Here is a 26524-nt window from a genome sequence, read left to right as displayed (position 1 = left end):
GCCGGCCGAGAAGGACAGGGTCGTGCCGCTGTCGGCACAGAACCCGATCATGGAGACGGCGGCACTGAACCGGACCCCTTCGGCCGCAAACGGCACATCCGAAAACGCAGCCAGCGACACGCTGCCCGCGCGGCCAGGTCGCCACGCACGGCGCAGACCACCGGCGCATCCATCCGTGGCAGCCGCGCGATGACCGGATGCAGATCCGAGCTGCAGTCCTTGACGATACCGGGCAACGCCGCAGGATCCTTCGCGAGGCTGCGGATGTCGCCGCCGACCGGAAGGAACCGCCCTTCGGCCGTCAGCAGCACCGCCCGCACATGCGCTCGTCCCGGCCTCCCCGCGTTGCGCCTCCATGCCATAATTCTGGCAAACTGGTCGTAGGCGAATTGATTTTGACCGGCGGCCGCATCACGCCGCTTGCCGGATCACGACCCGCGATAGGTCGAATAGCCGTAAGGCGACAGCAGCAGCGGCACATGGTAATGCGCCTCCGGGTCGGCCATGCCGAACCGGATCGGCACCTGGTCCAGAAACAGCGGCTCGGCCCCGCCTTGCCCGCTGGCGCGCAGATAGTCGCCGGCATGGAAGACCAGTTCATAGGTGCCCACCGCAAAGCGTTCGGCCGGCAGGATATGCGTATCGGTCCGACCATCGGCATTGGTTTCCAGCTCGGCCAGCTTCTCGTGCCCGCGCGGCCCGATGCGATACAGCGCAATGCGCAACCCCTGGGCCGGGCAACCCCGGGCCGTATCCAGAACGTGAGTGGTCAGCCATCCGGCCATGCGTCGTCCTCCTGTCTTTGCACCACTTTGCCCCAAGCGGGCCTGCTCTGCCATCATGGCGCGGTGCGACAGGTGCTTCGGGAAAATCTTGAAACTGCCCCCGCATCTTTCGCGCTATCGATGAAATGACGACAAGACACGAGGGCAAGATGAACCGCTATCCCCGCGATTTCACCGGCTACGGCGCCACACCGCCCGCTGTCCAATGGCCCGGCGGCGCCCGCGTGGCGATCAGCCTGGTGCTGAACTACGAAGAAGGCGGCGAAAACAACATCCTGCACGGCGACGCCGCGTCCGAGGCGTTCCTGTCCGATATCGCGGGGGCGCAGCCCTGGCCGGGCATGCGCCACTGGAACATGGAATCGATCTACGATTACGGCGCGCGGGCCGGGTTCTGGCGGCTGCACCGCCTGTTCACCGCGCGCAACCTGCCGGTCACGATCTATGGCGTGGCCACCGCGCTGGCCCGTGCCCCCGAACAGGTGGCCGCGATGAAATCGGCCGGATGGGATATCGCCAGCCACGGCCTGAAATGGGTCGATCACCGCGACATGCCACTGGAGGAAGAACGCCGCCAGATCGCCGAGGCCGTGCGCCTGCACACCGAGGTCGTGGGTGCCCCGCCGACCGGCTGGTACACCGGGCGCTGTTCGGTCAACACCGTCGCGCTGACCGCCGAACTGGGCCTGCCCTGGATTTCCGACACCTACGACGACGACCTGCCCTATTGGATAGAAGCCGGCGACCGTGACCAACTGGTCATCCCCTACACGCTCGAAGCCAACGACATGCGCTTTGCCACCGCACCGGGCTATATCGAAGGCGAGCAGTTCTTTCGGTATCTCAAGGACAGCTTCGATGTGCTGCACGCCGAAGGCGGGCGGATGTTTTCCATCGGGCTGCATTGCCGGCTGATCGGCCGCCCAGGCAAGATCGCCGGGCTGATCCGCTTTCTGGACTACGCGGCCGAAAAGGGCGGCGCCTGGTTCGCCAGCCGCAGCCAGATCGCCGCGCACTGGGCCGCGCATCACCCGGCAACCCGCCGCGAGCGGCCCAGCCGGATGTCCCGCGAACGCTTCGTCGAACGCTTCGGCGGCGTGTTCGAACATTCCCCCTGGATCGCGGAACGCGCCTGGGCGCTGGAACTCGGCCCCGCGCATGACAGCGCTGTCGGCGTCCACTCGGCGCTGGCCCGCATGTTCCGCAGCGCCAGCGCCGAAGACCGCCTCGGCGTGCTGCGCGCCCACCCCGACCTTGCGGGCAAACTGGCTGCCGCCAAACGCCTGACGCCCGAATCGACGCAGGAACAGGCCAGCGCCGGGCTCGACGCGCTGACCGACGCGGAACGCGCCACCTTCCAGCGGCTGAACGCGGATTACGTCGCAAAACACGGCTTTCCCTTCATCATCGCGGTGCGCGACCACAGCAAGGCCAGCATCCTTGCCGCCTTTCACACCCGCATCGGCAACGACACCGCCACCGAATTCGCCACCGCCTGCGCCCAGGTCGAACGGATCGCCGAAATCCGCCTTCAGGACATGCTGAAATGACGCCCTATTTCACCCCCGCGGGCGGCCTGCCGCCGCAAAACGCGCTGATGACCCAGCGCGCCGTCTTTACCGAAGCCTACGCCTTCATCCCGCGCGGCTGCTTTTCCGATATCGTGACCAGCTTCCTGCCCGGCTGGCGCGATACCCGGCTCTGGGTCATCGCACGGCCGATGTCGGGCTTTGCCGAAACCTTTTCGCAATACGTGATGGAGGTTCAGCCCGGCGGCGGTTCCGACGCCCCCGATGCCGAGGATGGCGCCGAACACTGGCTGTTCTTTACCGGCGGGCTCGCCACGCTCACCATCGACGGCGTCGGCCACGAGCTCGACACCGGCAGCTATGCCTATATCCCCGCCGGCAGCCGCTGGACCCTGCTGGCCGAAGGCGCAGCACCCGCCCGCTTTCACTGGCTGCGCAAACTCTACGAACCTGCCCCCGGTATCGGCGCGCCCGAAGCTTTCGTCACCTCCGACAAGGAAACGCCGGTGCTCTGGATGCCCGACACCGCGGAACGCTGGGGCACCACACGCTTTGTCGACCCCGGCGACCTGCGCCACGACGCGCATGTCAATATCGTCACCTTCCGGCCGGGCGGCGTGATCCCCTTCGAGGAAACGCATGTTATGGAGCACGGCCTCTACGTGCTGGAAGGCAAGGCCGTCTACAAGCTCAACCGCGATTGGGTCGAGGTCGAGGCCGGCGATTTCATGTGGTTGCGCGCCTACTGCCCGCAGGCCTGCTATGCCGCAGGCCCCGGCCCCTTCCGCTATCTGCTCTACAAGGATGTCAACCGCCACGCCAACCTGCGCGGCCCCGGCGCCTTCGGGCGCCTGCGCTGAACGGCCCCATTTTCTGTCCGAAAATATCCCACGGGGGTGCGGGGGTGTGAAACCCCCGCTTCTCCGGCCTGCCACAAGGACCCCCGCCCCGATGTCGCGCACCCTCATCGCCCGCCCGCTGACCGCCCAGGCCTTCGCGCCCTTTGGCCAGGTGCTGGAGGCCACGGGCGATTACCGGCTGATCAACGCCGGGCTCTGCCGCCGCTTCCACGACCGGGCGCAACTCGACTTCGGCCCCGAGGGCCGTGCCGGCATCTCGATCTTCCATGCCGAACCGCGCGCCCTGCCCTATGCCTTCGACCTGATCGAGCGTCACCCGCAAGGCTCGCAAGCCTTCCTTCCGATGACGCAGAACCCCTTTCTCGTCATCGTGTCGGCGGATCCCGACGCCGCGCCGCAAGCCTTCGTCACGGCGCCGGGCCAGGGCATCAACCTCAACCGCGGCACCTGGCATGGCGTCCTGACGCCGTTGCACGCGCCGGGGCTTTTCGCAGTGGTGGACCGCATCGGCGCCACCGCCAACCTCGAAGAACACCGCTACAGCCAGCCCTGGACGGTGCTTGCCCCCTGAGCGGGCCCTGAACCGACCGCATCAAGGGGGCATGCGGCGCCGGCAACAACAAGATGCCCCCACGGGATCGGAGGAGACAACATGAGCACATCCGTGCATCCGGTGGACGAGGTTCTCGCGCCACCCAAGCTTTTCACACTCGGGTTGCAGCACGTTCTGGTGATGTATGCTGGCGCGGTGGCGGTGCCGCTGATCGTCGGGCGCGCGCTGAAGCTGCCACCCGAAGACGTGGCCTTCCTGATTTCTGCCGACCTGTTCGTGTGCGGCATCGTCACGCTGATCCAGTCGCTCGGGGCAACCCAGTGGTTCGGCATCAGGCTGCCGGTGATGATGGGCGTCACCTTTGCTGCCGTCGGCCCGATGATCGGGTTTGCCAACATGCAATCCGGGCCTGAAGGCGCGCAAGCGATCTTCGGGGCGATCATCGCCGCGGGCATCATCTCGATCCTGATTGCGCCGCTGATCTCGCGGATGCTCAGGTTCTTTCCGCCGGTGGTGACCGGCACCATCATCCTGGTGATCGGCGTCAGCCTGATGCGGGTCGGCATCAACTGGATCTTCGGCAACCCGGTGGGGCCGACGGCGCCGCAGATCGTCGACCCGGCCCATGCCGAATGGCTGAAAACCGTGACCGAAGCCGCCAGGGCCGGTGCCGCCGGCATCGCAGAGCCGCCCCCGGGGCTGGGCCTTGCCCCCAAGGCCCCGAACCCGGCCTATGCGCCCCTGGGCAACATCGCCATATCGGCCATCGTGCTGGTCGCCATCCTGGCCATCGCCAGGTTCGGACGCGGTTTCGTGGCGAACATCTCGGTTTTGCTCGGCATCGTCATCGGCGCCGTGATCGCGGTTGCAACCGGCAGGATGCACTTCGACAAGGTCGCCGAGGCCGACTGGTTCGGCCTGATCACCCCGTTCCACTTCGGCATGCCGACCTTCGACCCGGTGATGATCCTGACCATGTCGCTGGTGATGATCGTCGTGATGATCGAATCCACCGGCATGTTCCTGGCCCTGGGCGAGTTGACCGGCAAGAAGATCGACCGCCCGATGCTGTCGGCTGGCCTGCGCACCGATGGCCTGGGCACGCTGATCGGCGGGGTGTTCAACACTTTCCCCTACACGTCCTTCAGCCAGAACGTCGGGCTTGTCGGCGTGACCGGGGTGAAAAGCCGCTTCGTCTGCGTTGCGGGCGGGGTCATCATGATCGTGCTGGGGCTGCTGCCCAAGATGGGCGCGCTGGTCGAGGCCGTGCCGACGATGGTTCTGGGCGGCGCCGGTCTGGTGATGTTCGGCATGGTCGCGGCCACCGGGATCCGCATCCTCGCCAATGTGGATTTTTCCAAGAACCGCAACAACCTGTTCATCGTCGCGGTGTCGATCGGCTTCGGGATGATCCCGCTGGTCGCCCCGAACTTCAAGATGTGGATGCCGCACAGCCTGCATGCGCTGATCGAATCCGGCATCCTGCTGGCTTCGATCGCGGCGGTGCTGCTCAACGCCTTCTTCAACGGCGCCAAGGGCTCGGTCGAAGACGCCAAGGGGGCGGCGATGGTGGCCGACCACTGAGCGGCCGCACCATGCGGGCAGGAACGGCGGCCGCCCGGGGCAATCCGGGCGGCCGCGCGTTTCAAGGGCAAAGCCGATCCAGCGCCCGGCCCAGCGCACTTTCGCCCGGCGCCGGCACCAGCCGCACCGGCAGCGTCAGCACCTTGCGCCGGAAGGCGGGCGGCAGGCGGACGGCATCCTTTTCGGTGGTCACCAGTTGCGCGCGCTTTGCCACGGCCTCGGCCTCCAGCCGGGTCAGAAGCGCGGGGGCAAAGGGCTGATGGTCGCCAAGTGCCACGGCGCCGACCAGCTCGGCGCCTTGTGCCGCCAGGGTGGCGAAGAACTTTTCCGGGTGGCCGATGCCGGCAAAGGCCAGAACGCGTTCGCCTGCCCAGTCCATGCCCATCGCCAGCGGGCGCAATTCGGCGCATTGGCGCGGCAGGGCGGCGCAGGCCGCGCCCCAGACCGCATCGAACCGGGCCTGCGCCGCCGCATCGCCGATGGTCAGCAGCAGGTCGGCGCGGGCCAGGCCCGCCGGCACGGGTTCGCGCAGCGGGCCGGCCGGCAGGCAGCGGCCGTTGCCGAACCCGCGCGCGGCATCGACCACGACGATGGACAGATCCCTGGCCACCGAAGGGTTCTGGTGCCCGTCGTCCAGCAACACCACCTCGGCCCCTGCCTGTTCGGCCAGCCGGACCCCCGCGGCCCGGTCGCGCGCCACCACCACCGGGGCAAAGGCCGCCAGCAGCAGCGGTTCGTCGCCGACCTCCTCGGCCGTATGCCGGGCCGGGTCCACCTGCACGGGTCCGGGCAAGCGCCCACCATGCCCGCGGCTGACCACCGCCACCCGCAGGCCGCGGCGGGCCAGCAGATCGGCCAGCAGGATGCAGGTCGGTGTCTTGCCGGTGCCGCCGGCGTTCAGGTTGCCCACGCAGATCACCGGCACCCCGGCCCGATATCCGGCCCCGCCACGCCTCAGGCGCAAGGCCGTGGCCCGGCCATAAAGCCAGCCCAGCGGTGCCAGCAGCCGGGCCGCCAGTCCGGGCCGGTCGGGCGGGGCAAACCAGAACCCGGGCGCCCGGCTCATGATGCGGCTTCGGGGGCGGCTTCGTCCAGCAAGGCGCCGGCCAGCGTCACCGCCAGCGCCGTTGCCTCGACCCCGGCGCTGACCACGCCCCAGGCGGCCTGCGCCAGACGCGCGCAACGGTCGGGCGCCAGCAAGTCGCCTACCGCCTCGCCCAGATCGGCCGCACCGGGCACCACGCGGCTTGCCCCCGCCTGGCGCAGCCGGTCGAAGGCCCGACCTTCGGAGCCCAGTTCCAGCCCGTGGACAATGGCCGAACCCATCGCCGCAGGCTCGAACGGCGGGCGCAGCGGACCCGGCCCTGCCAGCGTGCCGCCCAGAAAAGTGACCGGCGCCAGGCGATACCACAGGCCCAGCTCGCCTTCGGTATCGGCGATATAGACCTGCGCTTCCTCGATCGGCTCGGGCTCGGCCGATCGCAGCGCGGTATCCAGCCCGAACTGGCCCCGCAACCGTTCGGCCAGCGCCGCCGACCGGGCCGGCACATCGGGCACCAGGATCAGCAGCAACCGGTGCGCCAGCCGCAGCGCCGACAGGTGCGCGGCGGCCACGGCATCGTCCTCGGCCTCGGGCACGCCGACGGCCAGCCAGACCGGGCGCGTGCCGATGGTGCGCGCCAGCGCGGCCCGCTCGGCCTCGGTCACGCGCAGCACGTGCGAGGGTTCTTCCAGCGGGCCGCAGACCCGGATCGAGCCTTCGGGCGCGCCCGCCCGCTGGAACAGGCGCGCGGCCTCGTCATCGGTGACCAGCACGTGCCGGAACGGCGCCAGCAACCCCGGCAACAACCGAGGCCACCAGCGCGCCCCTGGCAGATCGGGCACCCGGCCATCGACCAGCATCATCGGCACCTTGCGGGCCGCCAGCGCATGCAGCAGCACCGGCCGCATGCAACCGTCGAACCAGATGCCCAGATCGGGCCGCCAGTGATCGAGAAAGGCTGCAACGCATTCGGGGCTGTCGGCCGGCGGCGACACCACCAGTGCCGAAGGGCAAACCGCCAGCCCCGGGCAGGTCACGATCACCGTGTCGGCCAGCCCTTCGGCGACCAGCGCCTGTGCCAGCGGCGGCATCGACCGGCCGCTGCCGGCCCGCGGGGCATGAAGCCACACCACACGCCCCACCGGCCGTTGCGGCCAGTTGGCCGGGGCGGGCCCCGACTCCTCGCCATTCAGCAGGCGATATAGCCGCAGGCCCAGCGGCAGCATGCCGTGCTGCCCTTACCGGCCGAGTTCCGATGCCCCGGCGGTCGGCTGCGCCTCGTCGTGCAGGCGATGCAGGTGGGCGATGAAATAGCGCATGTGGGCATTGTCGACCGTGCGCTGCGCCTCGGCCTTCCAGGCCTTGTAGGCGCTGGCATAGTCGGGGAACATGCCGACGATGTGGATATCATCGACATTGCGGAACTCGGTGCTGGACGGGTTCACCAGTTCACCCCCGAACACCAGATGCAGACGCTGTTTTTCCATGCCGAACCCCGTTTCGCTGCGCCTGCACAGACTAGACGATGCGCCCCCGGGGTCAAGCCATCGGCGCGGCTTGACCGGCCCGCCCCCGCCGCCGCACCCGGCCCCGACCCGGCCGAAGCACCCGCCCCATGACCCCGACCCGTGCAACCCCCAGGGACTGGCCCGCCGTTCTGGCGCTGACCCGGGCGGAATTCGCATATATGGACGGGGTGATCGACCCGCCCTCCGCGCTGCACCGGCTGACGCTGGCCGAAATCGAGCGGCAGGCGGAAACCGGGAAAATCTGGGCGATCGGCGCCTCGCCGGTGGCTTGCGTGTCCTTAACGACCAAGGCCGATGCGCTTTTCATCGGCAAGCTGGCGGTTGCCGCACCGCATCGCAGGCAAGGCCATGCCAAGGCGCTGATCGACATGGCGAACCGGCGCGCGACCGGATCGGGCCTGCCGTGGCTGGAGTTGCAGACCAGGGTCGAGCTGGCGGCGAACCAGGCCACGTTCCGCCACCTTGGCTTTGCCGAAGTCGGCCGCACCGCCCACGCAGGCTACGACCGGCCGATGACCATTACCTTTCGCCGCAGCGTTGTCGCCTGACCCAGGGTCTACCACCAGCCCGGATGGGCGCGGGTCGCGCGTTCGACGTCATAGGCCGCGCCGTCGATCGCGCCATCCGTCGCCTGTTCCAGCATGGTGCCGAATGTGGGCAAACCGGCCAACTGGTTGCCGCAGACCCACAGTTTCGACCGCTGCAAGGCGCGGGGGCATTGCGCATAGACCTCGGCCACCCGGATCACCATCACGGTGCGCGGGTGCCGGCCTTCGCGTTCGAAACGGCCACGAAGCGCAGGGGCAGCCGAGACGCGCGCCGTGCCGTTGCCCCGGATCGCAGTGGTGAAGCCGGCAATCAGGAACAACAGGCTGACGCGCCCATCGCGCACGATATTGCGCAGCGTTTCGATGCGGTCGTTGCCTTGCCAGTCGGGCAACAGCAGGGTTTCGGGGTCGGCCACCGTCACCACCGGGTCGCGGTCGCCGCGCGGGCTGCCATCGGTGCCTTCGGGACCGACGGCAGACAGCACGCCGAACCTGGACCGTGCGAGGAAAGCCGCACAGGCCGGGGTCAGCCGGGCGCCGCCTTGCGCAAGGCGGGGGCCTTGGGCGTGCCGTAATGGGCATGGAGGCTGTCGAGGTCGGTGATCCAGCCGGTCATCGCGGCGCCCGAAACCCCGCTTCGGCCATCAGGGCATCGGACCGTTCCTCGACCACCCGTTCCAGTTCGGCCATGAATTCGCCCACAGGCTTGCCGGCCGGAATGCGCGGCAGGAAATCCACTACCGCCACGCCCGGCATCCGCAGCAGGCTGCGCTTGGGCCAGAGCACACCGACGTTGGTGGCAACCGGCACGCAATCCTGCCCGAGATCCTGGTAGATCGCGCCGGTGCCGATCTTGTAGGGCCGCTTTTCGCCCGGCGGCACCCGGGTGCCTTGCGCATAGATGATGAGCTGACCGCCCGCGTCGTGGCGGGCCCTGGCCTCGGCCAGCATCTTCTTGATGGCGGCGCCACGCTTGCCGCGATCGACCGCGATGCAGCCGATGCGTGTGGCATACTGGCCGAGGATCGGGGTCCAGAGCAGTTCCTTCTTCATGATGAAGCGCCCGCGGGGCACGGCCGAGAAGATCAGCAGGATATCGAAGAACGACTGGTGCTTGGCCGCGATCAGAACCGCATCGCGCGGCGGGGCCCCCCGCACCTCGGACCGCAGGCCGACAAGCAGGCGGGCCGAACCGATGACCCAGCGGCAGTAAAGGTGGCAGGCGGCATAGGCGCCGCGCGGGCTGACCAGCGCCCAAGGCAGGAACAGCACCCCCATCACCGCCATCGCCAGATACATCTGCACGATGAACACCAGCGACAGCACGTATTGCAGGCCCAGCCTCAGCGGCCCCATGCGGGTCATGTCAGTTCAACTCCCTCAGTTTCGCCAGTGCGGCGGTGCGGGTGGCCGCCCAGGCCACCAGCGCGGCCAGCAGCGGCAGCATCAGCGGCAAGAGCCACCCCCGGCCCTGAAACCCGAGGCCCGTCAGGAACCCGCCCGCGGCATCCGCCGACGGCAGCAGCAGAATTCCCAGCATGCCGGCCGCCATGCCGGCCGCCGAACCCGCCGCCGCGCGCAAGGTAAAGCGGCGCACGAAGGCCCCGGCGATGAAACCATCCTGCGCGCCGACCAGCCGCAACACGCGGATCACCTGCGCATTGGCGGCAAGTGCGGCATTGGCGGCAAGGGTAATCATGGCCGCCATCGCCCCGCCGATCAGCGCCAGCGACAACCAGCCCAGCAGGCGCAACCGCTCGGCCGCCACGGCCAGCGGCCGGCGCCAGCGGGTGTGGTCATCCAGCACGGCGCCCGGTGCCTCGGCCTGCAGGCGCAGACGCAGGCCCTGGGCATCATAGCCGCCTTCCGCCTCGGTAAACTCCACCAGCTGCGGCAAGGACAGGCTGTCCACCGGCAGGTCGGGGCCGAACCAGGGTTCCAGAAGCGCGCGCTGTTCCGCGGCACTCAGCGCCCGCGGGCCGGCCACCCCCGGCGTGGTCGCCAACAGGTCCAGAACCGCGCGGGTCTGGGCCGCCATCTGGTCGGGCGGGGCGGAAATGCGGATCGTTGCGGTGCTGGTCAAGGCGTCGGACCAGCGGTCGGCCAGCCGCCCCGAGGCCAGCGACAGCGCCAGCGCGAACACCGCCAGAAAGGTCATGGCCCCGGCGGTGAAACCTGTCAGCCAGGCGGTGTGGCCGGTGGGGGGCACCACGCGATCGGACGCGCGGTCGCGGCCCAGGCCCAGCCGCTGCGGCAATGCCTTCACATTCACAGGTCTGCCCCCGCCAGTTGCACCCGCCGGTTGGCAATACGCAGCACGCGGGCCGAAACTTGGCCCTTGGCTGCCCGGATCAGGTTCATGTCATGGGTGGCGACCACGATGGTCTTGCCCATGCGGTTGAGCTCGACGAACAGCTTGAGCAGCCGCAACGACATGTCCCAGTCGAGGTTGCCGGTCGGCTCGTCGGCCACGATCACCTCGGGCGACATGATGACCGCCCGCGCCACCGCGGCGCGCTGCCGTTCGCCCCCAGAAAGCGAGGGCGGCAGCGCATCGGCCAGCGGGCGCAGCCCGACCCAGCCCAGCAGATCCTGCAAATCGGCCACGTCGGGTTCGCGCCCCGTCACGGTTGCCGGCAAGGCCACATTGGCCGCCACCGGCAGATGGTCGAGAAACTGGCAATCCTGGTGCACCACCCCCACGCGGCGGCGCACCAGCGCCACATCGTCGCGGCTCAGCCCGCGGACTTCCTTGTCGAACAGGGTCAGCCGGCCCGAGCTGGGCAGCAGGTCGGCATAGCACAGCTTGAGGAACGTGGTCTTGCCCGACCCCGACGGCCCGGTCAGGAAATGGAACGATCCCGGCGCCAGCACCAGCGAGATGTCGGACAAAAGCTCGCCACCGCCATAGCTGTATCCCACCTTGTCGAACGAAATCACGCGGGCTCCTCTGGCGAATCAGGCCCGCGCAGAATGGCCCGCAGCGCGAAGCCTTGCAAGGAAGGCCGTTCGCCGCATCCTGCCCGGGCTGGAACTGCCGCAATTCCCTTGTTAAGGTTCGCGCGATTGGTGGGGCCCGGGGGGCGGGCGGCCAGCATGGGGATACGGCCGATGCGTTTGATCTGCCCGAATTGCGACGCCCAGTACGAGGTGGACGCCAGCCTGATCCCCGAAACGGGGCGGGACGTGCAATGTTCCGATTGCGGGCATGTCTGGTTCCAGCCCCCGGAGGGCGCCGCCGAGTCAGACCTTGCGCTGGATGACGATATCGCGGCCGTCGTGGCGCCGACGGTTCCGGCCGCGCCGGCGCCGCCGACCATGCCGGCAGCGACAAGGCCGGCAGCGGCAAGGCCGGAACCCGAACCCGATCTGGCGCCGGGCGCCGAGGAACCCGACCCCCAGGTCCTGCGCCGCCATACGCTGGACGAAAGCCTGCTGGCCGTGCTGCGCGAGGAGGCCGAACGCGAAACCCGCGCCCGGGCCGAAGAAGCCGCCCGCGCCGCCGGCCGCGGCCTGGAGATGCAGCCGGAACTGGGCCTGGGCGACCCTGCCCCGGCCTTGCGCATCCGCCCCCGCGCCACGCCGGCCACGGCGCCCGAGCCCGAGGAGGCTGTCGCACCGGCCCCCGGCGGCGCGCCGCCAGCCCCCGCACGCCCCGCCCGGCGCGAACTGCTGCCCGACATCGACCGCATCAACTCCACGCTGGACGCCAGCAATGCCACCCGCCACGGCGCGCCTGGCAGTGCCTTGCCCGACACCCCGGAACGCCAGCGCAGCGGCTTTCGGCGCGGGTTCCTGCTGGTGCTGGTGCTGGGGGGCCTGGGCTGGACCGCCTATGCCCAGTCCGAACAGCTTGGCGAAGCCTGGCCGCAGCTGCGCCCGGCGCTCGACGGGTTCGTGGCCGTGGTGGACAAGGCGCGTCTGGCGCTGGACGGTCTGGTGCGCGGCTTGCTGGGCACGCTGCAGGGCTGATGCCGCGCCGGCGGCTCAGGCCGCTTCGTAACGGTTGAAAACCTCCAGACGGCCGTCGCGCCGCACAAGCAGCACGTCATAGGCTTCGCGCGCTGTCTCGGGGCCCATGCCGGGCGACCCGTAAGGCATGCCGGGCACCGCCAGACCGATCGCGTCGGGTCTTTCGTCCGGCAACCGCCGAATGTCGGCAACCGCAACATGCCCTTCGATCACGTAGCCGGAAATGCGGCCCGTGTGGCAGGAAAAGGCGGCTTTGGGGATGCCGGACTCTCGCTTGAGCGCGAGGAGCCGACCGGGGTCGAGGTGTTCGACCGTCACCGACAGGCCGGCGGCGCGCAGGATATCGATCCAGGCATTGCAGCAACCGCAATCCGGGTCTTTGGCCACGTGCAGCACCGGGCCGGCAGCGCCCACCACCGCAGGGGTCACCAGCAGCCCGGCCGCGGCAAGCCCGGAAAGCATCAGCGAACGGCGGGACAAGGCTTCGGGTCGGGTCATTCGGGTCTCCGGGCGGTGGGTGCGGGCAGGATAGCAGCGCAACCCTGCGGTTCAAGCCGGGTCAGCCGCCACCGAAGGGCACCGCAAGCCCGCGTGGCGGGCCGGATGGCGAAAAGTTGCGCTGGATCAAGGCGAGAACCTTGGCGGACCCGGACGATGCGGTCTAGACTGACGCCCGGCGCAACGTGGCCGGCGCGGCGCCCGTAGCGCCCTCAACAGGAAGGCCAACCGATGCCGAAGACCTCTGCACCCGCGCCCGCCCGCCGGCAGGCCCGTGCCCGCAAGCCCGACCGCCCCGCCCTGCCCCCGGCGCCTGCGGGCAAGCCTGCGGCGCCACAGCCCGTGCCAGCGGCGCCGCAGAACGCGCACCCGCATCTGGCCCTCGACCGCAGCGTGCGCGCGACGTTGGCGCGGCTCAGTGCCGGGGTCTCGACCCATGCCTTCATGCAGGCCTGGGCGGATTGGGCCTATCACCTGGCGGAATCGCCGGGGCGGCAACTGGAGCTGGTGGAGCGTGCCCAGCAGAACGCCTTGCGGCTGATGGCCCATGCTGCCAGCACCGACCCCAAGGCACCGCCGCCGTTCGCGCCCAAGCCCTTCGACCACCGCTTTACCCACCCCGGCTGGAAACTGCTGCCGTTTCGCCTGTGGCAGCAAGGGTTCCTTGCAGTTCAGGACTGGTGGGACCACGCCACCGACCGCCTGCGCGGGCTGAGCCCCGAAGACGCCGAGCGCACCCGCTTCATGGCGCGCCAGATGCTCGACACGGTGTCGCCTTCGAACTTTCCGCAGCTGAACCCCGAGATCATCGCCGCCACGCTGGCCACCGGGGGGCGCAACCTGACCACGGGTGCCGCGCATTTTGCCGAGGATTTCGTCAAGACCGTCACCCAACGGCACGACCCCGCACCGGAAGGCTACCGGGTGGGCACCGATCTGGCCTGCACGCCCGGCACGGTGGTGTTCCGCAACGACCTGTTCGAACTGATCCAGTATGCCCCGCAAACCGCGTCGGTGCAGGCCGAACCCGTGCTGATCGTGCCGGCCTGGATCATGAAATACTATATCCTCGACCTGTCGCCGCACAATTCGATGGTGCGGCATCTGGTATCGCAAGGGTTTACCGTCTTTGCGATTTCGTGGTGCAACCCCACGGCGGAACAGGCGGGCCTTTCGCTGGAAGATTACCGGACCCGCGGTGTGATGGCCGCGCTGGAGGCGGTGAACGCCATCGTGCCCGACCGCAAGGTGCATGCCGTCGGCTATTGCCTGGGCGGCACAATGCTGGCCATCGCCGCCGCAACGATGGCGCGCGACCATGACGACCGGCTGGCCAGCATCACCCTGATGGCCGCGCAGGTGGATTTTGCCGAGGCCGGCGAACTGCTGCTGTTCGTCGATGAAAGCCAGGTCGCGTTTCTCGAGGACATGATGTGGGATCAGGGCTATCTGGACCGTCCGCAGATGGCGCGCACCTTTTCCACCATCCGCTCCGAGGATCTGATCTGGTCGCGGGCGGTCAAGCGGTATTTCCTGGGCCAGGACGACCTGCCGAGCGACATGGGGGTCTGGGTGGCCGATACCACCCGGATGCCCGCCTGCATGCATTCGCAATACCTGCGCGGGCTGTTCCTGGAAAACCGGCTGACCGCCGGCCGCTTTGCCGTGCAAGGCCGGGTGATCGCGCTGAAGGATATCGACGCGCCGATGTTCGTCGTTGCCACCGAAACCGACCACATCGCGCCCTGGCGCTCGGTCTACAAGACGCAGTTGTTCACCGACTGCGACCTGACCTTCGTGCTGACCAGCGGCGGCCACAACAGCGGCATCGTGAACGAACCCGGTAACCCGCGCAGCCGTTATGGCATTGCGCACCGGCCGGCCGGGGCGCTGTATTCGGGGCCCGACGAATGGTTCGCCCAGGCGACATTCCGCCCGGGGTCGTGGTGGCCCGAATGGTGCACATGGCTGCAAGGCAAGAGCAGCGGGCAAACGCCCCCGCCCGGAATCGGGGCACCCGACAAGGGTTATGCCCCGCTGCTGGCGGCGCCCGGCACCTATGTCTTCCAGACCTGACCGGCGCGCGCGAAGGAGATCGCCTTGTCCGATCCACGCCTGACCTTTCATGGCGCCGCAGGGGCGGTGACCGGATCGTGCCTGCGGCTGGAAACGGCCCAGGGGCAAATCCTGATCGACTGCGGCATGTTCCAGGGGCCCAAGACGGAAAAGGAACTCAATTACCGCCCGTTTCCCTTTGCCCCCGACCGGGTCGCGGCCGTCATCCTCAGCCATGCGCATATCGACCACTCGGGCCTGTTGCCCAAGCTGGTGCGCCACGGCTTCAAGGGTGCCATCCATGCCACCCCGGCCACGATCGACCTGGCCGGGGTCATGCTGCCCGACAGCGCCCATATCCAGGAAATCGAGGTCGAACAGTTCAACCGCCGCGCCGAACAGCGCCACCGCGACCGCGTGGAACCGATCTATGACAGCCACGATGTCGAGGCCTGCATGGCGCTGTTCCGCCCGCACGTTCGGAACGACTGGTTCAACGTGCTGCCGGGTCTGCGCGCCAGGTTCTGGAACGCCGGGCACCTGCTGGGCTCGGCCTCGGTCGAAATCGAAATCGCGCATGGCGCCGCCCCGCTGCGGCTGCTGGTGTCGGGCGACATAGGGCCGGATGCCAAGCTGATGCAGCCCGACCCGCAAGGCCCTTCCGGCGTCGATTACCTGGTCTGCGAATCCACCTATGGCGACCGCGACCGCGACGATGCCAGCGCCGAGCGGCGCCGCACCCTGCTGCGCGACGAGGTGCGCGCCGCGATCCACCCCGACGGGGCGCTGCTGATACCCTCGTTTGCGGTGGAGCGGGCGCAGGAACTTGTCAGCGACATCGGCCGGCTGATCGCCGAAGGGCAGTTGCCCGACATTCCGATCCACATCGACAGCCCGCTTGCCACCCGGGCAACACAGGTCTTTGCCCGGCATCACCGCGAACTGGAAGAAGGTGCCGTGCTGATGCGCGGCCTGAAGGCGCGCAACCTGCATTTCACCGAAACGCGCGAACAAAGCATGGCGCTGGACCGGCTGCGCGGGTTCCACATCGTCATCGCTGCGTCGGGCATGTGCGACGCCGGGCGCATCCGCCACCGGCTGAAGAACTGGATCTGGCGCGACGAGGCCACCGTGCTGTTCACCGGCTATCAGGCCGAAGGCACCCTGGGCCGCATCCTGCAGGATGGCGCTCGGTCGGTGCGGATTCAGGGAGAGGAGTTTGCGGTGCGCGCGCGCATCCGGTCGCTGGACCTGTATTCCGGGCATGCCGACGGGCCGGAACTGGTGAAATGGGTGCAGGCCCGGCTGCCGCTGACCCACGATGTTTTCCTCGTCCACGGCGAGCCCGATGCCATCGAGGGGCTGGCCACGCGGCTGCAAGGGGTTGTTGCGCCAAGGCACATCCAGCGCCCGGAACTGGACGAAACCTTTGCCCTGACCGCCACCGGCGCCCAGAGGCTGCAAGATGCCCCGCCGCCGCGACTGGCGCCGAAAAAGGTCGGACGGCTGGACTGGCACAACGATCTGTCGCGCCTGATCCTCGACATCAACGATGCGCTGGCAGCCAGCCCCGACGAAAGGCAGCGTGCCGTTCTGATCCGCCGTTTGCGCCGGGCGCTGGACGGCGAAGACCCCGACCCGGCGCGGCAGGGCTGACCGGCGCCACCGTCACCCGGCCAACGGCAACTGCAGGCACACCTGAAACCCGCTCGCCTGCCTTGGGCGCGGCGAATGCAGGGTCAGGTCGCTTCCGATACGTTCGGCGATCGCCGCGACGATGGCCAGGCCCAACCCGCTGCCTTCGGCGCGGCCCCCGGCGCGCTCGAACCGCGCGGTCAGACGAGCCAGAACCTCGGGCGGCACGACGGGCCCGTCGTTCGCCACGCAAAGCCGCCCGTCGGGTTGCAAGGTCAGGTCCACAGGGCCCTGGCTGGCCCCGTGGCGCAAGGCATTGTCCAGCAGGTTGCGGCACAGGATGCCGAAGGCATCGGGGTCGAGGTCGGACATCACCGGGGTTTCGGGCAGACACAGGGCAATGCGCCCGGGCGGCAACCCGCGCCCCAGGTCGGCGGCGACCATCTGTGCGATGGCGCGCAGATCGGTCGCCCGGTCCTGCCTGAGCCGCCCGCCTTCGGCCCGGGCCAGTTGCAGCAACCGTTCGGACAGGCGGGTCAGGCGTTTCAGCGTCGCCTCGATATCGGCGGCCCGCGCGACCGCGGCCGGATCGGCGCTTTCCGCCTGCAACCGCTGCGCCTGTGCGATGGCCCCGGCCAGAGGTGTGCGCAATTCGTGCGCGGCGTTGGCGGCAAAGCTGCGTTCGGCCTGAAACGCGCCGTCCAGCCGCGCCAGCAAGTCGTTCAAGGCGGCGACGACAGGGGCGATTTCGGACGGCAGGCCGGTTCCGGCCAGCGGTGCCAGGTCGCGGGCGTTGCGCGCGGCAAGGCTGTCGCGCAACCGGCGCAAGGGCGCAAGGCTGGCCTGCACCGCCAGCACGATGGCCCCCAGCGCCAGCGGCACCACCACCAGCAACGGCGCCACCAGACCCAGCCGGAGTTCGCGCGCCACCGCAGCGCGGTGGGCCAGCGGCTCGGCCACGGTGATGCGCACCGTATCCCGCACCGCCGCATCGCTGTAGAGCCGATGGCTGCCGGTGGTGGCAAAGCCGGGCCCGGCCCAGGCCGGGAACAGCGCCGGATCCGCCCCGTGCGATTGCAGCAGCACCTGCCCGGCATCATCGCGCACGATGTAGGTAAAGTATTCCTCGTGCGGTCGGATGGCCCCCAGCCGCTGGGTCACGCCGGCCTCCTCTCGCCCCAGGATGTCGATGACCGCCAGGGGCAACAGGCGCTGCGCGGTTTCCTGCAAGGCAGAATCGAACACCCTGTCCATTTCGCGCTGCAGCACGAACCCGGTGGCCACCGCGCCCGCAGCCCAAAGTGCCGTCAGCAGCACCCCGAGCGACAGCGCCAACCGGGCCTGCAAACTGCGCGGCCGCATCAACCCCGACCCAGCCGGTAGCCCAGCCCCCGCTCGGTTTCGATCACGTCAGCCCCCAGTTTCTTGCGCAGGCGGCTGACATGCACCTCGATGGTGTTGCTTTCGACCTCGGCATCGAAGGCATAGAGCTTTTCTTCCAGCTGCGCCTTGGACATCAGCTGCCCGGGGCGGGTCAGCAAGGCTTCGAACAGCGCCCATTCCCGCGCCGTCAGCGCAACCGGCTTGCCCGCGCGCAGCACCCGCCGAGCCGCCAGGTCGATCTGCAGCGGACCATGCGTGACCAGGGGGTTGGGGTTGCCGGCATAGCGCCGGGCCACCGAACCGACGCGGGCGGAAAGCTCGGCCAGGTCGAAGGGCTTGACCATGTAATCGTCGGCCCCGGCGTTCAGGCCTTCGATCCGGTCGGAAATCTGGTCCAGCGCGGTCAGGATGATGACAGGCGTCGCATCGCCCCGCCCGCGGCGCGCGCGCAGGAACGCCACGCCGCGCCCGTCGGGCAGCATGAGGTCCAGAAGCACCAGGTCATAGGCCGTGGTCGCCATCGCCTCGGTCGCGGCATCCAGGCGGGTGACCCAATCCACCGAATGGCCGTCGGCCGCCATCTGGTCGCGCACGGCGGCGCCCAGGATGGTATCGTCCTCGATCAGCAGGATGCGCATGGCTTGTCCGGGTTGCGTTGATGCTCTGGCACCATACTGCGCGCGGCGGCTGACGCAAAGCTGACCGACAAGGGCCGGCGCCTTCAGGTTCCCGTCAGCCGGATAAGGCATGGTGCCAGCAAACGGGTCGCTGCACGGAGTGTGGACCATGAAACGTATCACGACAATGGTGGTGCTTGCCGTTGCCGCCGTTTTGGCCGCCGGCGCAGCGCGGGCCGACGACGATTGCTTTGTGCCGATGGCCGACTGGCAACCGCGCGAGGCCGTGGCGCAACTGGCCGCGCAAAACGGCTGGACCGTGCGGCGCATCAAGATCGACGACGGCTGCTACGAAATCGACGGACGCGACGCCGAAGGGCGGCGGATCGAGGCCAAGGTGCACCCCGGCACGCTGGCCGTGATCGAGCTGGAAATCGAAGGCAGCGCAGGCCGCGCCAGACGCAAGGGGCAGAACGATGACTGACACCTCCCGCCCGGCCTGGAAACTCAGCAGCCTGCTGCCTTGGCCGGCCCGGCACCCGATGGCCCCGGGCGACGTCATGCGCGGGCTATCGGGCGCGTTGCTGCTGGCCACCCCTGCCGTCTGGGCTGCATGGCTGGGTCTGGCAACCTATGCACCCTGGGGGGCCGCGGCGGGCCTCGGCATCGCCTTTGGCGCGGCCGCCGTGGTCGTGATGGCCGAGGCATTGATCCTGGCCGCTCGGCCCCGGTTGCTGGAGCCCTTGTTCGGCGGGCTGGACCGGATGTACCGCGCGCACAAATGGCTTGGCATCGCGGCGCTCGTGCTGATGATCCTGCACAATTCGGCCGAACCCGAATTCGAACACGCGGTGCGCGAAACCGCGGCCGGCGAGCTTGCCGAAGGCGCGGGCGAACTTGCCTTCAACGCGCTGCTGGCGATGATCGCGCTGAGCCTGCTGCGGCGGCTGCCTTTTCTGCCGTTTGAAACCCCCTATCACTGGTGGCGCCTTGCCCACCGCTTCATGGGGGTTCTGTTCGGGCTGGTGCTGTTCCATCAATTCCTGGTCGACCTGCCGGCCGGCATATCGCCGACGCTGGCCTGGCTGCTGAACGGGTTCGGCGCGGCGGGTCTGGCGGCCTGGGTGCATACCGAACTCCTTGCCCCGCTGTTGCGCCGGCGGACCTATTCCGTGCGCAGCATCGAGCGGCAGGGCACCACTGTCAGCCTGGTTCTGGCGCCCGAAGGGCGGCCGATGCGCTGGCAACCGGGGCAGTTCGCCTTTGTGCGGTCGCCAGCCGCGGGGCTGGCCGAACCGCACCCGTTCACCATCGCCAGCGCCCCTGCACCGGACGGCACGCTGCGGCTGGCGGTTCGCACGCTGGGCGACTGGACCCGGCGCCTGCCCGGCGCCTTGCAGCCCGGCGCGCAGGTGCTGCTGGAAGGCCCCTACGGGCGGTTCGACTTTCGCAAGGGCGGGGCGCGCCAGGTCTGGCTGGCAGGTGGAATCGGCATCACCCCGTTTCTGGCCTGGGCCGAAAGCCTGAAGGCGGACGACCCCCGCGACATCCACCTTGTCGTCAGCGTCCATGACCCCGAAGACCTGATCGGTCTGCCGGTGCTGCAGGCAGCCGCAGCGCGCAACCCGCGCTTCGGTTTCACCGTGGTTGCCAGCGGGCAGACCGGGCGCCTGACGGCGGCGCGGCTGGTCGGGTTGGTGCCATTTGCGATTGCGGGGGCCGATCTGTGGTTCTGCGGGCCGGATCGCCTGCGCGAAAGCATCGTTCAAGGGCTGAACGCCCTGGGCCAGGCGCCGGGCCGCGTGCGGTTCGAAGCCTTCGACTTCGCCTGATCCGGGGCGAATCTTTCGTTGCGCTGGCCGCCCGGTTGCCTTGCGACCGGGCGGTTTTCGTTCCTGACGGCAAGCTGAAGCAAAAAGCGCGATGCCGTCAGGATGGGCTCAGGGGAACAAGGCAGATTGACAGCACCACGAACAAGGAGGCTTTCCCATGAAACCCACCCATCGCCTGCTGCTGGCCACCACTGCCGCAGCCACCCTGCTTGGCTTTGTTACCGCCGCATCCTTTGCCGATGCACCGCGCAAGGGCCACGAGGCCCGGGCAGAAGCGGTGTCCGGCAGCGAACACGATGCACGCCACAAGACCGGCTATCGCGTCGCGGGGCGGCACGACGATGATGACGATGACGACGATGACGATGACGACGATGATGACGATGACGACGGCGGAAACGCCCGGCGCAGGGCCATTCAGGCGCCGGGTCAGATGGCACCCGTCGCACCGCCGAACAACGGGCTGTTCGGCAACGGTGCGCCACCGCGCGTGCAGGTGAACTGAACCGCGCCCATCCACCGAAAGGACCAGAGTCATGAGACCCCTTCTTGCCGCCTTGGCGCTGACGACGGCGCTGACCCTTCCCGGCGTCGCCCTTGCCCGGCCCGTCACGCTGAGCACCACCTTGACCCAGTATGGCGGCGACGGCGCCTATCTGGCGCTTTATGTGACCGACCCTGCCGGCAAATATGTCGGCACCCTGTGGATGGCCGGCAGAAAGTCCAAGTATTACGAACATCTGTCCGACTGGTATCGCGCCACCGGCGGCGATCTTGCGCAGATCGACGGCATCACCGGGGCCAGCGTCGGCGCCGGGCGCACGCTGGAAATCACGCTCGACCTGGCGGATGCGCTGTTCGATGCCGGCTACACCCTGCACATCGACGCCGCGGTCGAGGACATGCGCGACAGCCCGAACGAAATCGCCGTGCCGCTGACCAGCGCCGGCGCCGGCACCCCGGTGCCGGGCCGCCGCTACATCGCGCGCTTTTCCTACGACATGTAAGGAGGCGGCCCGATGTTGCGCGCGTTTCACCGTTGGCCCGGTCTTGCGGCGCTGGTGCTGCTGAGCGTCATGGCGATCAGCGGGGCCGCACTTTCGCTGTTCCCGGCGTCCGAGCGGCTGCAGGCCCCGCAGGCCGAAACCGGGCTTTCGGTTGCAGACCTGGCGACGCGGCTTGTCGCGCGGTATCCGGGGCTGGAAACCATTCGCCGCGCACCTTCGGGCCGCATCACCGCCTGGTGGTTCGAAGGCGGCACCCCCCACGCCGCCGTGATCGACCCCGCAACGGCAGAGCCCGTCGCCTCGGCCGACCCGAACCCGGTGCAGCGCTGGTTGACCACGCTGCACAGGTCGCTGTTTCTGGGCGATGCGGGCCGGGCGACCGTGGCGGCGGGGGCCCTGGCGATGCTGGTACTGGCACTGTCCGGGGCGGTTCTGGTGGCACGGCGCACCGGCGGGTGGCGCCGGTGGTTCGGGCGGCTGCAAGGCCCGTGGGCCGGCCGGTGGCACGTGGCCATCGCGCGGGCGGTGGTGCCGGGGTTGGTGCTGCTGTCGGTCACCGGGCTGTGGATGGCCGCGGGCACCTTCGACCTCTTGCCGCGGGGCACACCGGCGCAACCTGTCGCGGTGGAGGCCAGCGGGTTGCAAGGGGCCGACATCGGCACCATGCCGCTGTTGCAGCAAACCCCGGTGGCCAGCCTGCGCGACCTGAGCTTTCCCTATCCCGGCGATGCGACCGATGCCTTTACCCTGAAAACCGACCGCGGCACGGCGCTGATCGATCAGGGCACCGGGCAGCTTCTGTCCTGGACCGACCGCAGCACGATGGACCGGGTCTCGGATGTCGTCCGCATGCTGCACACCGGGCAAGGTGCGGCGGTGCTGGGGCTGCTCATGGGGTTGACCGCGTTGGTCGTGCCGGTGCTGGGCGCGACGGGCGCCTGGATCTGGGCCACACGCCCCCGGGCCGGGGCGCGGATCCGCGGCAACCTGCCGGCCGGAAGCGCCGACACCATCGTGCTGGTCGGCAGCGAAACCGGCAGCACCTGGGGCTTTGCCGCCACGCTGAACGCCGCCTTGTCCGGCGCGGGATACCGCGTGCATGTCGGGCCGATGTCGGCCTTCGACCCGGCCCGGTATCCGGCCGCGCAGCGCATCTTCCTGCTGGCGGCCACGCAAGGCGACGGGCAGGCCCCGGCCTCGGCCCACGGGTTTCTGGACCGGCTGCAGGCGCTGGACCATGCCCCGACTGCGCCGGTTGCGGTGCTGGGCTTCGGCGACCGCAGCTTTGCCGGCTACTGCGCCTATGCCGCCGCGGTTGCCGATGCCGTTGCGGCAAAGGGCTGGCGGCTGCTTCTGCCTTACGAAACGATCAATCGCCAGTCGCCGCAAGAGTTCGCACGCTGGGGCGAGGCCCTGGCCCAAGCCCTTGGCAAGCCGATCACGCTCCGGCACGCCCCGGCGCAGCCGAAAACCCGGCCGCTGGTTCTGACCGCCCGAGAGGATTTCGGCGCCGAGGTGCAGGCCCCGACAGCGATCCTGCGCTTTGCCTTGCCGGCTGTTCCGTTGTGGCAGCGGCTATTGGGCAAGGGGTTCGGCCGGTTCCAGCCCGGCGATCTGCTGGGCATCCTGCCCGAAGGCAGCGATACGCCGCGCTTCTATTCGCTCGCCTCGGGCAGCCGGGACGGGTTTGCCGAAATCGTGGTGAAGCGCCGGCCGGGCGGGCTGTGCTCGGACCAGTTGCTGGCGCTGGAACCGGGGGGCAGCGTGCGCGCCTTCGTGCGACCCAACCCGGGGTTCCGCGCCGGCACCGGCCGGGCGCCGCTGATCCTGATCGGCGCGGGCACCGGAATCGGGCCGCTGGCCGGGCTGATCCGCGCCAACCGGCGCAAGCGGCCCGTGCACCTGTTCTTCGGCATGCGCCACCCCGAAAGCGACTTCCTGTATCGAGATGCGCTGACCGCGTGGCAAGGCGATGGCCGGCTGACCCGGCTGGTCACCGCCGTGTCGCGCGGCGCCCGGCCGCGTTACGTGCAGGATGCCTTGCGTGCCGATGGGGCCGAGGTCGCGCGGCTGATCGCCGCCGGGGCCCGGGTGATGGTCTGCGGCGGGCGCGACATGGCAGCCGGGGTCGCAGCCGCCCTCCAAGACATTCTTGCCCCCGCCGGGCTGTCGCCTGCCCTGCTGAAAGCCGAGGGACGCTATGCCGAAGACATCTACTGACCCCACCCGCCATGCCCTGAACGGCCCGACGATGGGCACCCGCTGGTCCGCGCTGTTTCATGCCGCGCCGGGGTTCGACCCCGCCCCGGTCCGCGATGCCTTGCAACAGGCGGTGGCCCAGGTCGATGCGCAGATGTCGACCTGGAACCCGGACAGCGACCTGATGCGGGTGAACGCGGCCCCGGTCGGCGTTTGGCTGCCGGTGCCGGAACCGCTCTGGTCGGTGCTGCAGCTCGGCTTGCGCATCGGCGCGGCCTCGGGGGGCGCCTTCGACATCGGCATGGGGGCGGCGGTCGCCGCCTGGGGTTTCGGCGCCGAACCGCCCGACCCCGCGCGGGTCCGGGCCGCGATGGCGCCGGGGCGCCGGCCGGCGCAAGAGGCGCTGGAGCTGGACACCGCCACACGGCGCCTGCGCAAGACCGCCCCTATCACGCTGGACCTGAACGGCATTGCCAAGGGCTTTGGCGCCGACCGCCTGGCCGAGGTGCTGCGCCGCTTCGGCATCGCCGATGGTCTGGTGGGGATCGACGGCGAAATGCGGGCCCTGGGCCTGCGGCCCGACGGTGCGCCCTGGACCGTCGCGGTCGAGGCGCCCGACCCGCACCGCCGCGCCCCCCTGGCGATGCTGGCCTTGCAGGATGCGGCCGTGGCCACCTCGGGCGACTATCGCCACCGGGTCAAGGTGGGCGACCGGCACCTGTCGCACACGATGGACCCGCGGATTGGCGCGCCCTTGCCCGCCGGGCCGGCCTCGGTCACCGTTGTCGCGCCGACCTGTGCCGAGGCCGATGCCTGGGCCACGGCCATGATGGTGCTGGGGCCAGACTCCGGGGCCGCGCTGGCGCGCCAACTGGGGTTGCAGGTGCTGTTCCTGTTACGGCGGCCGGACGGGGCAATACGGCAGGTGGGTGTCGGCGCCCTGTTCGGCGCCGCTGCGGCCAACAGGTTCGCCAGCGTCTGAAGGCGCGGCCCGCCACCCGGTCACGTCAGGCGAAACACCTTGTCGCGGGCGGTCGCCCCGCGCACCAGAACCAGCCGGGTCGGCGCTACGCCCAGGGCCTTGGCCAGCAGGCGGCGCACGGCCTCGTTCGCCTTGCCGTCTTCGGGCGGGGCCGTCACCCGAACACGCAGCCCATCGGGCGTTTCCTCGATGCCGTTGCGCCCCGCCCGCGGCGTGACCCGAACCGCAATCTCCGCCCCGGGCAGCGCAAGCCGGCTGAGGTCGGGGCCGCGCATGCCGCTAGCCGGCGATCAGGCGCAGCGCCACGAACAGCCCGCCGGCCAGCAGCGCGGTCAGCGGCACCGTGACCACCCAGGCCGCCGCCACCGTCAGCATGTGCGACCGGCGCACCAGCTTGCGCCGGGTGCGTTCCTCGGGCGCGACCTCCTTGCCCTTGACCAGCCCCGGCGCCCGCGCCCGGCGTTCGGCATGCCATTCGCGGTAAAAGCCCACCCCGAACACCGCACCCACAGCAATATGAGTGGACGACACCGGCAGGCCCAGCGCGCTGGCCAAGATCACCGTGATCGCCGCCGACAGCGCCACACAAAAGGCCCGCACCGCATTGAGCCGCGTGATTTCAGACCCAACCAGCCGGATCAGCCTGGGCCCGAACAGCAGCAACCCGAAGGAAATGCCGGCCGCCCCGATCATCATCACCCACAAGGGGATCTGCACGCTGGCATCGGCGTGCCCGTCGCCCAGGGCATCGACAATCGCCGCCAGCGGCCCAACCGCATTCGCCACGTCATTGGCGCCATGCGCAAACGACAGCAGCGCCGCCGAGATGACCAGCGGCAAGGCAAACAGCTTCTTGAGCGATTTCTTGCGGTTTTCCAGCCCGATCGACTGGCGGCGCACCACCGGCACCGAAGACGCCCAGGTGCACGCGCCAACGGCCGCCCCGATCAGCAAGGCGGTGCCCAGATCGATCCGCACCAATCTGGACAACCCCTTGAGTGCCAGATAGGCCGCAAAGGCCCCCGCCATGATCCCGACCAGAACCGGCGCCCAACGGCGCGCGGCAGCGATCTTGTCCGTGGCGTAGATCATCCGCGGCTTGATGAACGCAAGGAATGCCGCGGCGATGACCCCGCCCATCACCGGCGAAATCACCCAACTGCCCGCGATGCGGCCCATCGTCGGCCAGTTCACCGCCATGAAGCCCGCCGCCGCGATGCCCGCGCCCATCACGCCGCCGACGATGGAATGCGTGGTGGAAACCGGCGCTCCGAGCCATATCGCTAGATTGAGCCACAGCGCCGAGGCCAGCAGCGCCGCCATCATCGCCCAGACGAAATCGCGCCCGTCGCCCAATGCCTCGGGCGCCACGATGCCGCCCGAGATGGTGTTCACCACATCGCCCCCGGCGATCAGCGCGCCGGCCGTTTCGCAGATGGCCGCAATCAGCAAGGCGCCGCCCATGGTCAGCGCATTGGCGCCCACGGCGGGGCCCATGTTGTTTGCCACGTCGTTGGCACCGATGTTCAGCGCCGTATAGGCCCCGAACACCGCCGCCGCAATCACCAGCAGCCGGTCGGGCGAGCCACCGGAAAACACCGCCGCCGCGATGGCAACCACCACCACAAAGGCCAGCGCCACACCCGGCGCCACCAGCGGCCGGGCGACATACTGGGTTGCAAGTTCCAGCCGGCCGATGCGGCCCAGATCCTTGTCGAGCGTCTTCCACTGATTGATCGGCGGGGTATCCAAGCGGGCGGCCCGTCATGAAACCGTTACATTCCGGCTTTGCCCTAACAGGCTGCTGAAGAAGTCCACGAGGCGGAACAGTTTTCCCTCTGTTTGGGCGGCAGCGGTGAGCGTCGTGCTGGTCGAGGCGAGGTATGGGTGCCCGATGCCACCCCTCGTCGTCAT

The 26524-nt window shown here is 69.3% G+C and carries 28 protein-coding genes; 14 read left to right on the top strand and 14 right to left on the bottom strand.

Features of this window, described 5'->3' with window-relative positions; translation table 11 throughout:
* Positions 1 to 47 precede the first annotated feature (47 nt).
* Complete coding sequence (locus ACK4S2_RS11800; RefSeq protein ID WP_409624394.1) at positions 48 to 311, bottom strand: hypothetical protein; 264 nt, start codon at positions 309 to 311, stop codon at positions 48 to 50.
* Between the two features lie 117 nt (positions 312 to 428).
* The gene (gene uraH / locus ACK4S2_RS11795; protein WP_409624391.1) at positions 429 to 785 is read right to left on the bottom strand and encodes a hydroxyisourate hydrolase; all 357 of its coding nucleotides are present in this window, start codon (positions 783 to 785) and stop codon (positions 429 to 431) included.
* A gap of 149 nt (positions 786 to 934) precedes the next feature.
* Between uraH and puuE the strand changes: the two genes are divergently transcribed.
* The 4 genes from puuE to ACK4S2_RS11775 all read left to right on the top strand — a co-directional run bounded on the left by puuE (position 935) and on the right by ACK4S2_RS11775 (position 5311).
* Positions 935 to 2335, top strand: coding sequence for an allantoinase PuuE (gene puuE, locus ACK4S2_RS11790; protein ID WP_409624388.1), 1401 nt, complete (start codon positions 935 to 937; stop codon positions 2333 to 2335).
* Entirely contained in the window at positions 2332 to 3174 is an 843-nt protein-coding gene (locus tag ACK4S2_RS11785; protein WP_409624385.1) for a bifunctional allantoicase/(S)-ureidoglycine aminohydrolase, read from the top strand. The genes puuE and ACK4S2_RS11785 overlap by 4 nt, the downstream gene beginning before the upstream one ends.
* 91 nt (positions 3175 to 3265) lie before the next feature.
* Entirely contained in the window at positions 3266 to 3745 is a 480-nt protein-coding gene (locus tag ACK4S2_RS11780) for an ureidoglycolate lyase (RefSeq protein WP_409624382.1), read from the top strand.
* An 81-nt stretch (positions 3746 to 3826) separates the two neighbouring features.
* Positions 3827 to 5311 carry a nucleobase:cation symporter-2 family protein gene (locus ACK4S2_RS11775; RefSeq protein ID WP_409624379.1) on the top strand — a complete coding sequence of 495 codons (1485 nt, stop codon included), beginning with the start codon at positions 3827 to 3829 and terminating at the stop codon, positions 5309 to 5311.
* A 61-nt stretch (positions 5312 to 5372) separates the two neighbouring features.
* On the opposite strand, the gene lpxK is transcribed toward ACK4S2_RS11775, so the two are convergent.
* From lpxK to ACK4S2_RS11760, 3 genes are read right to left on the bottom strand one after another with little or no spacing between them, the layout of a single operon-like run.
* Positions 5373 to 6377 (bottom strand): tetraacyldisaccharide 4'-kinase, encoded by a 1005-nt coding sequence (lpxK, locus tag ACK4S2_RS11770; protein WP_409624376.1) that lies wholly within the window; start codon positions 6375 to 6377, stop codon positions 5373 to 5375.
* A complete protein-coding gene (locus ACK4S2_RS11765; RefSeq protein WP_409624373.1) occupies positions 6374 to 7579 on the bottom strand; it encodes a 3-deoxy-D-manno-octulosonic acid transferase in 1206 nt (401 codons plus the stop codon). Before ACK4S2_RS11765 ends, lpxK begins: the two co-directional genes overlap by 4 nt.
* Before the next feature lie 12 nt (positions 7580 to 7591).
* Positions 7592 to 7840 (bottom strand): DUF4170 domain-containing protein, encoded by a 249-nt coding sequence (locus tag ACK4S2_RS11760; protein WP_409624371.1) that lies wholly within the window; start codon positions 7838 to 7840, stop codon positions 7592 to 7594.
* A gap of 128 nt (positions 7841 to 7968) precedes the next feature.
* Between ACK4S2_RS11760 and ACK4S2_RS11755 the strand changes: the two genes are divergently transcribed.
* The gene (locus ACK4S2_RS11755; protein ID WP_409624367.1) at positions 7969 to 8430 is read left to right on the top strand and encodes a GNAT family N-acetyltransferase; all 462 of its coding nucleotides are present in this window, start codon (positions 7969 to 7971) and stop codon (positions 8428 to 8430) included.
* A gap of 8 nt (positions 8431 to 8438) precedes the next feature.
* Here the strand turns inward: ACK4S2_RS11755 and ACK4S2_RS11750 are convergent, their stop codons facing one another.
* The 4 genes from ACK4S2_RS11750 to ACK4S2_RS11735 form a co-directional block, all read right to left on the bottom strand.
* Positions 8439 to 8915, bottom strand: coding sequence for a pyridoxamine 5'-phosphate oxidase family protein (locus ACK4S2_RS11750; protein WP_409624364.1), 477 nt, complete (start codon positions 8913 to 8915; stop codon positions 8439 to 8441).
* A 127-nt stretch (positions 8916 to 9042) separates the two neighbouring features.
* Positions 9043 to 9786 carry a lysophospholipid acyltransferase family protein gene (locus ACK4S2_RS11745; RefSeq protein ID WP_409624399.1) on the bottom strand — a complete coding sequence of 248 codons (744 nt, stop codon included), beginning with the start codon at positions 9784 to 9786 and terminating at the stop codon, positions 9043 to 9045.
* Between the two features lie 10 nt (positions 9787 to 9796).
* A complete protein-coding gene (locus ACK4S2_RS11740; RefSeq protein WP_409624396.1) occupies positions 9797 to 10696 on the bottom strand; it encodes a cell division protein FtsX in 900 nt (299 codons plus the stop codon).
* A gap of 2 nt (positions 10697 to 10698) precedes the next feature.
* The gene (locus ACK4S2_RS11735) at positions 10699 to 11370 is read right to left on the bottom strand and encodes a cell division ATP-binding protein FtsE (protein WP_409624361.1); all 672 of its coding nucleotides are present in this window, start codon (positions 11368 to 11370) and stop codon (positions 10699 to 10701) included.
* A 171-nt stretch (positions 11371 to 11541) separates the two neighbouring features.
* On the opposite strand from ACK4S2_RS11735, the gene ACK4S2_RS11730 reads away from it, so the two are divergent.
* On the top strand, positions 11542 to 12402 hold the full coding sequence (locus ACK4S2_RS11730) for a zinc-ribbon domain-containing protein (protein WP_409624358.1): 861 nt from the start codon (positions 11542 to 11544) through the stop codon (positions 12400 to 12402).
* 15 nt (positions 12403 to 12417) lie between these two features.
* On the opposite strand, the gene ACK4S2_RS11725 is transcribed toward ACK4S2_RS11730, so the two are convergent.
* A complete protein-coding gene (locus tag ACK4S2_RS11725; RefSeq protein WP_409624355.1) occupies positions 12418 to 12900 on the bottom strand; it encodes a DUF411 domain-containing protein in 483 nt (160 codons plus the stop codon).
* A gap of 231 nt (positions 12901 to 13131) precedes the next feature.
* On the opposite strand from ACK4S2_RS11725, the gene ACK4S2_RS11720 reads away from it, so the two are divergent.
* Entirely contained in the window at positions 13132 to 14976 is a 1845-nt protein-coding gene (locus ACK4S2_RS11720; protein WP_409624352.1) for a PHA/PHB synthase family protein, read from the top strand.
* 24 nt (positions 14977 to 15000) lie between these two features.
* On the top strand, positions 15001 to 16611 hold the full coding sequence (locus ACK4S2_RS11715) for an MBL fold metallo-hydrolase RNA specificity domain-containing protein (RefSeq protein ID WP_409624349.1): 1611 nt from the start codon (positions 15001 to 15003) through the stop codon (positions 16609 to 16611).
* Between the two features lie 12 nt (positions 16612 to 16623).
* Here the strand turns inward: ACK4S2_RS11715 and ACK4S2_RS11710 are convergent, their stop codons facing one another.
* On the bottom strand, positions 16624 to 17952 hold the full coding sequence (locus ACK4S2_RS11710) for an ATP-binding protein (RefSeq protein WP_409624346.1): 1329 nt from the start codon (positions 17950 to 17952) through the stop codon (positions 16624 to 16626).
* Complete coding sequence (locus ACK4S2_RS11705; RefSeq protein ID WP_409624343.1) at positions 17952 to 18611, bottom strand: response regulator transcription factor; 660 nt, start codon at positions 18609 to 18611, stop codon at positions 17952 to 17954. Before ACK4S2_RS11705 ends, ACK4S2_RS11710 begins: the two co-directional genes overlap by 1 nt.
* Before the next feature lie 148 nt (positions 18612 to 18759).
* Here ACK4S2_RS11705 and ACK4S2_RS11700 point away from each other — a divergent pair, with 148 nt between their 5' ends.
* The 6 genes from ACK4S2_RS11700 to ACK4S2_RS11675 all read left to right on the top strand — a co-directional run bounded on the left by ACK4S2_RS11700 (position 18760) and on the right by ACK4S2_RS11675 (position 24610).
* Entirely contained in the window at positions 18760 to 19074 is a 315-nt protein-coding gene (locus ACK4S2_RS11700; RefSeq protein ID WP_409624340.1) for a PepSY domain-containing protein, read from the top strand.
* Complete coding sequence (locus ACK4S2_RS11695; protein ID WP_409624337.1) at positions 19067 to 20422, top strand: ferric reductase-like transmembrane domain-containing protein; 1356 nt, start codon at positions 19067 to 19069, stop codon at positions 20420 to 20422. Before ACK4S2_RS11700 ends, ACK4S2_RS11695 begins: the two co-directional genes overlap by 8 nt.
* A 157-nt stretch (positions 20423 to 20579) precedes the next feature.
* Positions 20580 to 20927: a hypothetical protein gene (locus ACK4S2_RS11690; protein WP_409624334.1), complete on the top strand. Its 348-nt coding sequence runs from the start codon at positions 20580 to 20582 to the stop codon at positions 20925 to 20927.
* Between the two features lie 31 nt (positions 20928 to 20958).
* Complete coding sequence (locus ACK4S2_RS11685) at positions 20959 to 21429, top strand: DUF2271 domain-containing protein (RefSeq protein WP_409624331.1); 471 nt, start codon at positions 20959 to 20961, stop codon at positions 21427 to 21429.
* 12 nt (positions 21430 to 21441) lie between these two features.
* The gene (locus ACK4S2_RS11680; protein WP_409624328.1) at positions 21442 to 23649 is read left to right on the top strand and encodes a PepSY domain-containing protein; all 2208 of its coding nucleotides are present in this window, start codon (positions 21442 to 21444) and stop codon (positions 23647 to 23649) included.
* Positions 23630 to 24610 (top strand): FAD:protein FMN transferase, encoded by a 981-nt coding sequence (locus ACK4S2_RS11675; protein WP_409624325.1) that lies wholly within the window; start codon positions 23630 to 23632, stop codon positions 24608 to 24610. Before ACK4S2_RS11680 ends, ACK4S2_RS11675 begins: the two co-directional genes overlap by 20 nt.
* Before the next feature lie 20 nt (positions 24611 to 24630).
* Here ACK4S2_RS11675 and ACK4S2_RS11670 read toward each other — a convergent pair whose 3' ends face one another.
* Both ACK4S2_RS11670 and ACK4S2_RS11665 read right to left on the bottom strand, forming a co-directional pair.
* On the bottom strand, positions 24631 to 24885 hold the full coding sequence (locus ACK4S2_RS11670; protein ID WP_409624322.1) for a DUF167 domain-containing protein: 255 nt from the start codon (positions 24883 to 24885) through the stop codon (positions 24631 to 24633).
* A 4-nt stretch (positions 24886 to 24889) separates the two neighbouring features.
* Positions 24890 to 26362, bottom strand: a complete 1473-nt coding sequence (locus tag ACK4S2_RS11665) for an inorganic phosphate transporter (RefSeq protein ID WP_409624319.1) — start codon at positions 26360 to 26362, stop codon at positions 24890 to 24892.
* Between the last annotated feature and the right edge of the window lie 162 nt (positions 26363 to 26524).

Origin of the sequence: Gemmobacter sp., assembly GCF_046292685.1 — a bacterium.
GTDB lineage: Bacteria > Pseudomonadota > Alphaproteobacteria > Rhodobacterales > Rhodobacteraceae > Wagnerdoeblera.
Note: the sequence above shows the minus strand (reverse complement) of the source record. Positions and strands in the feature narration are given on the sequence as shown.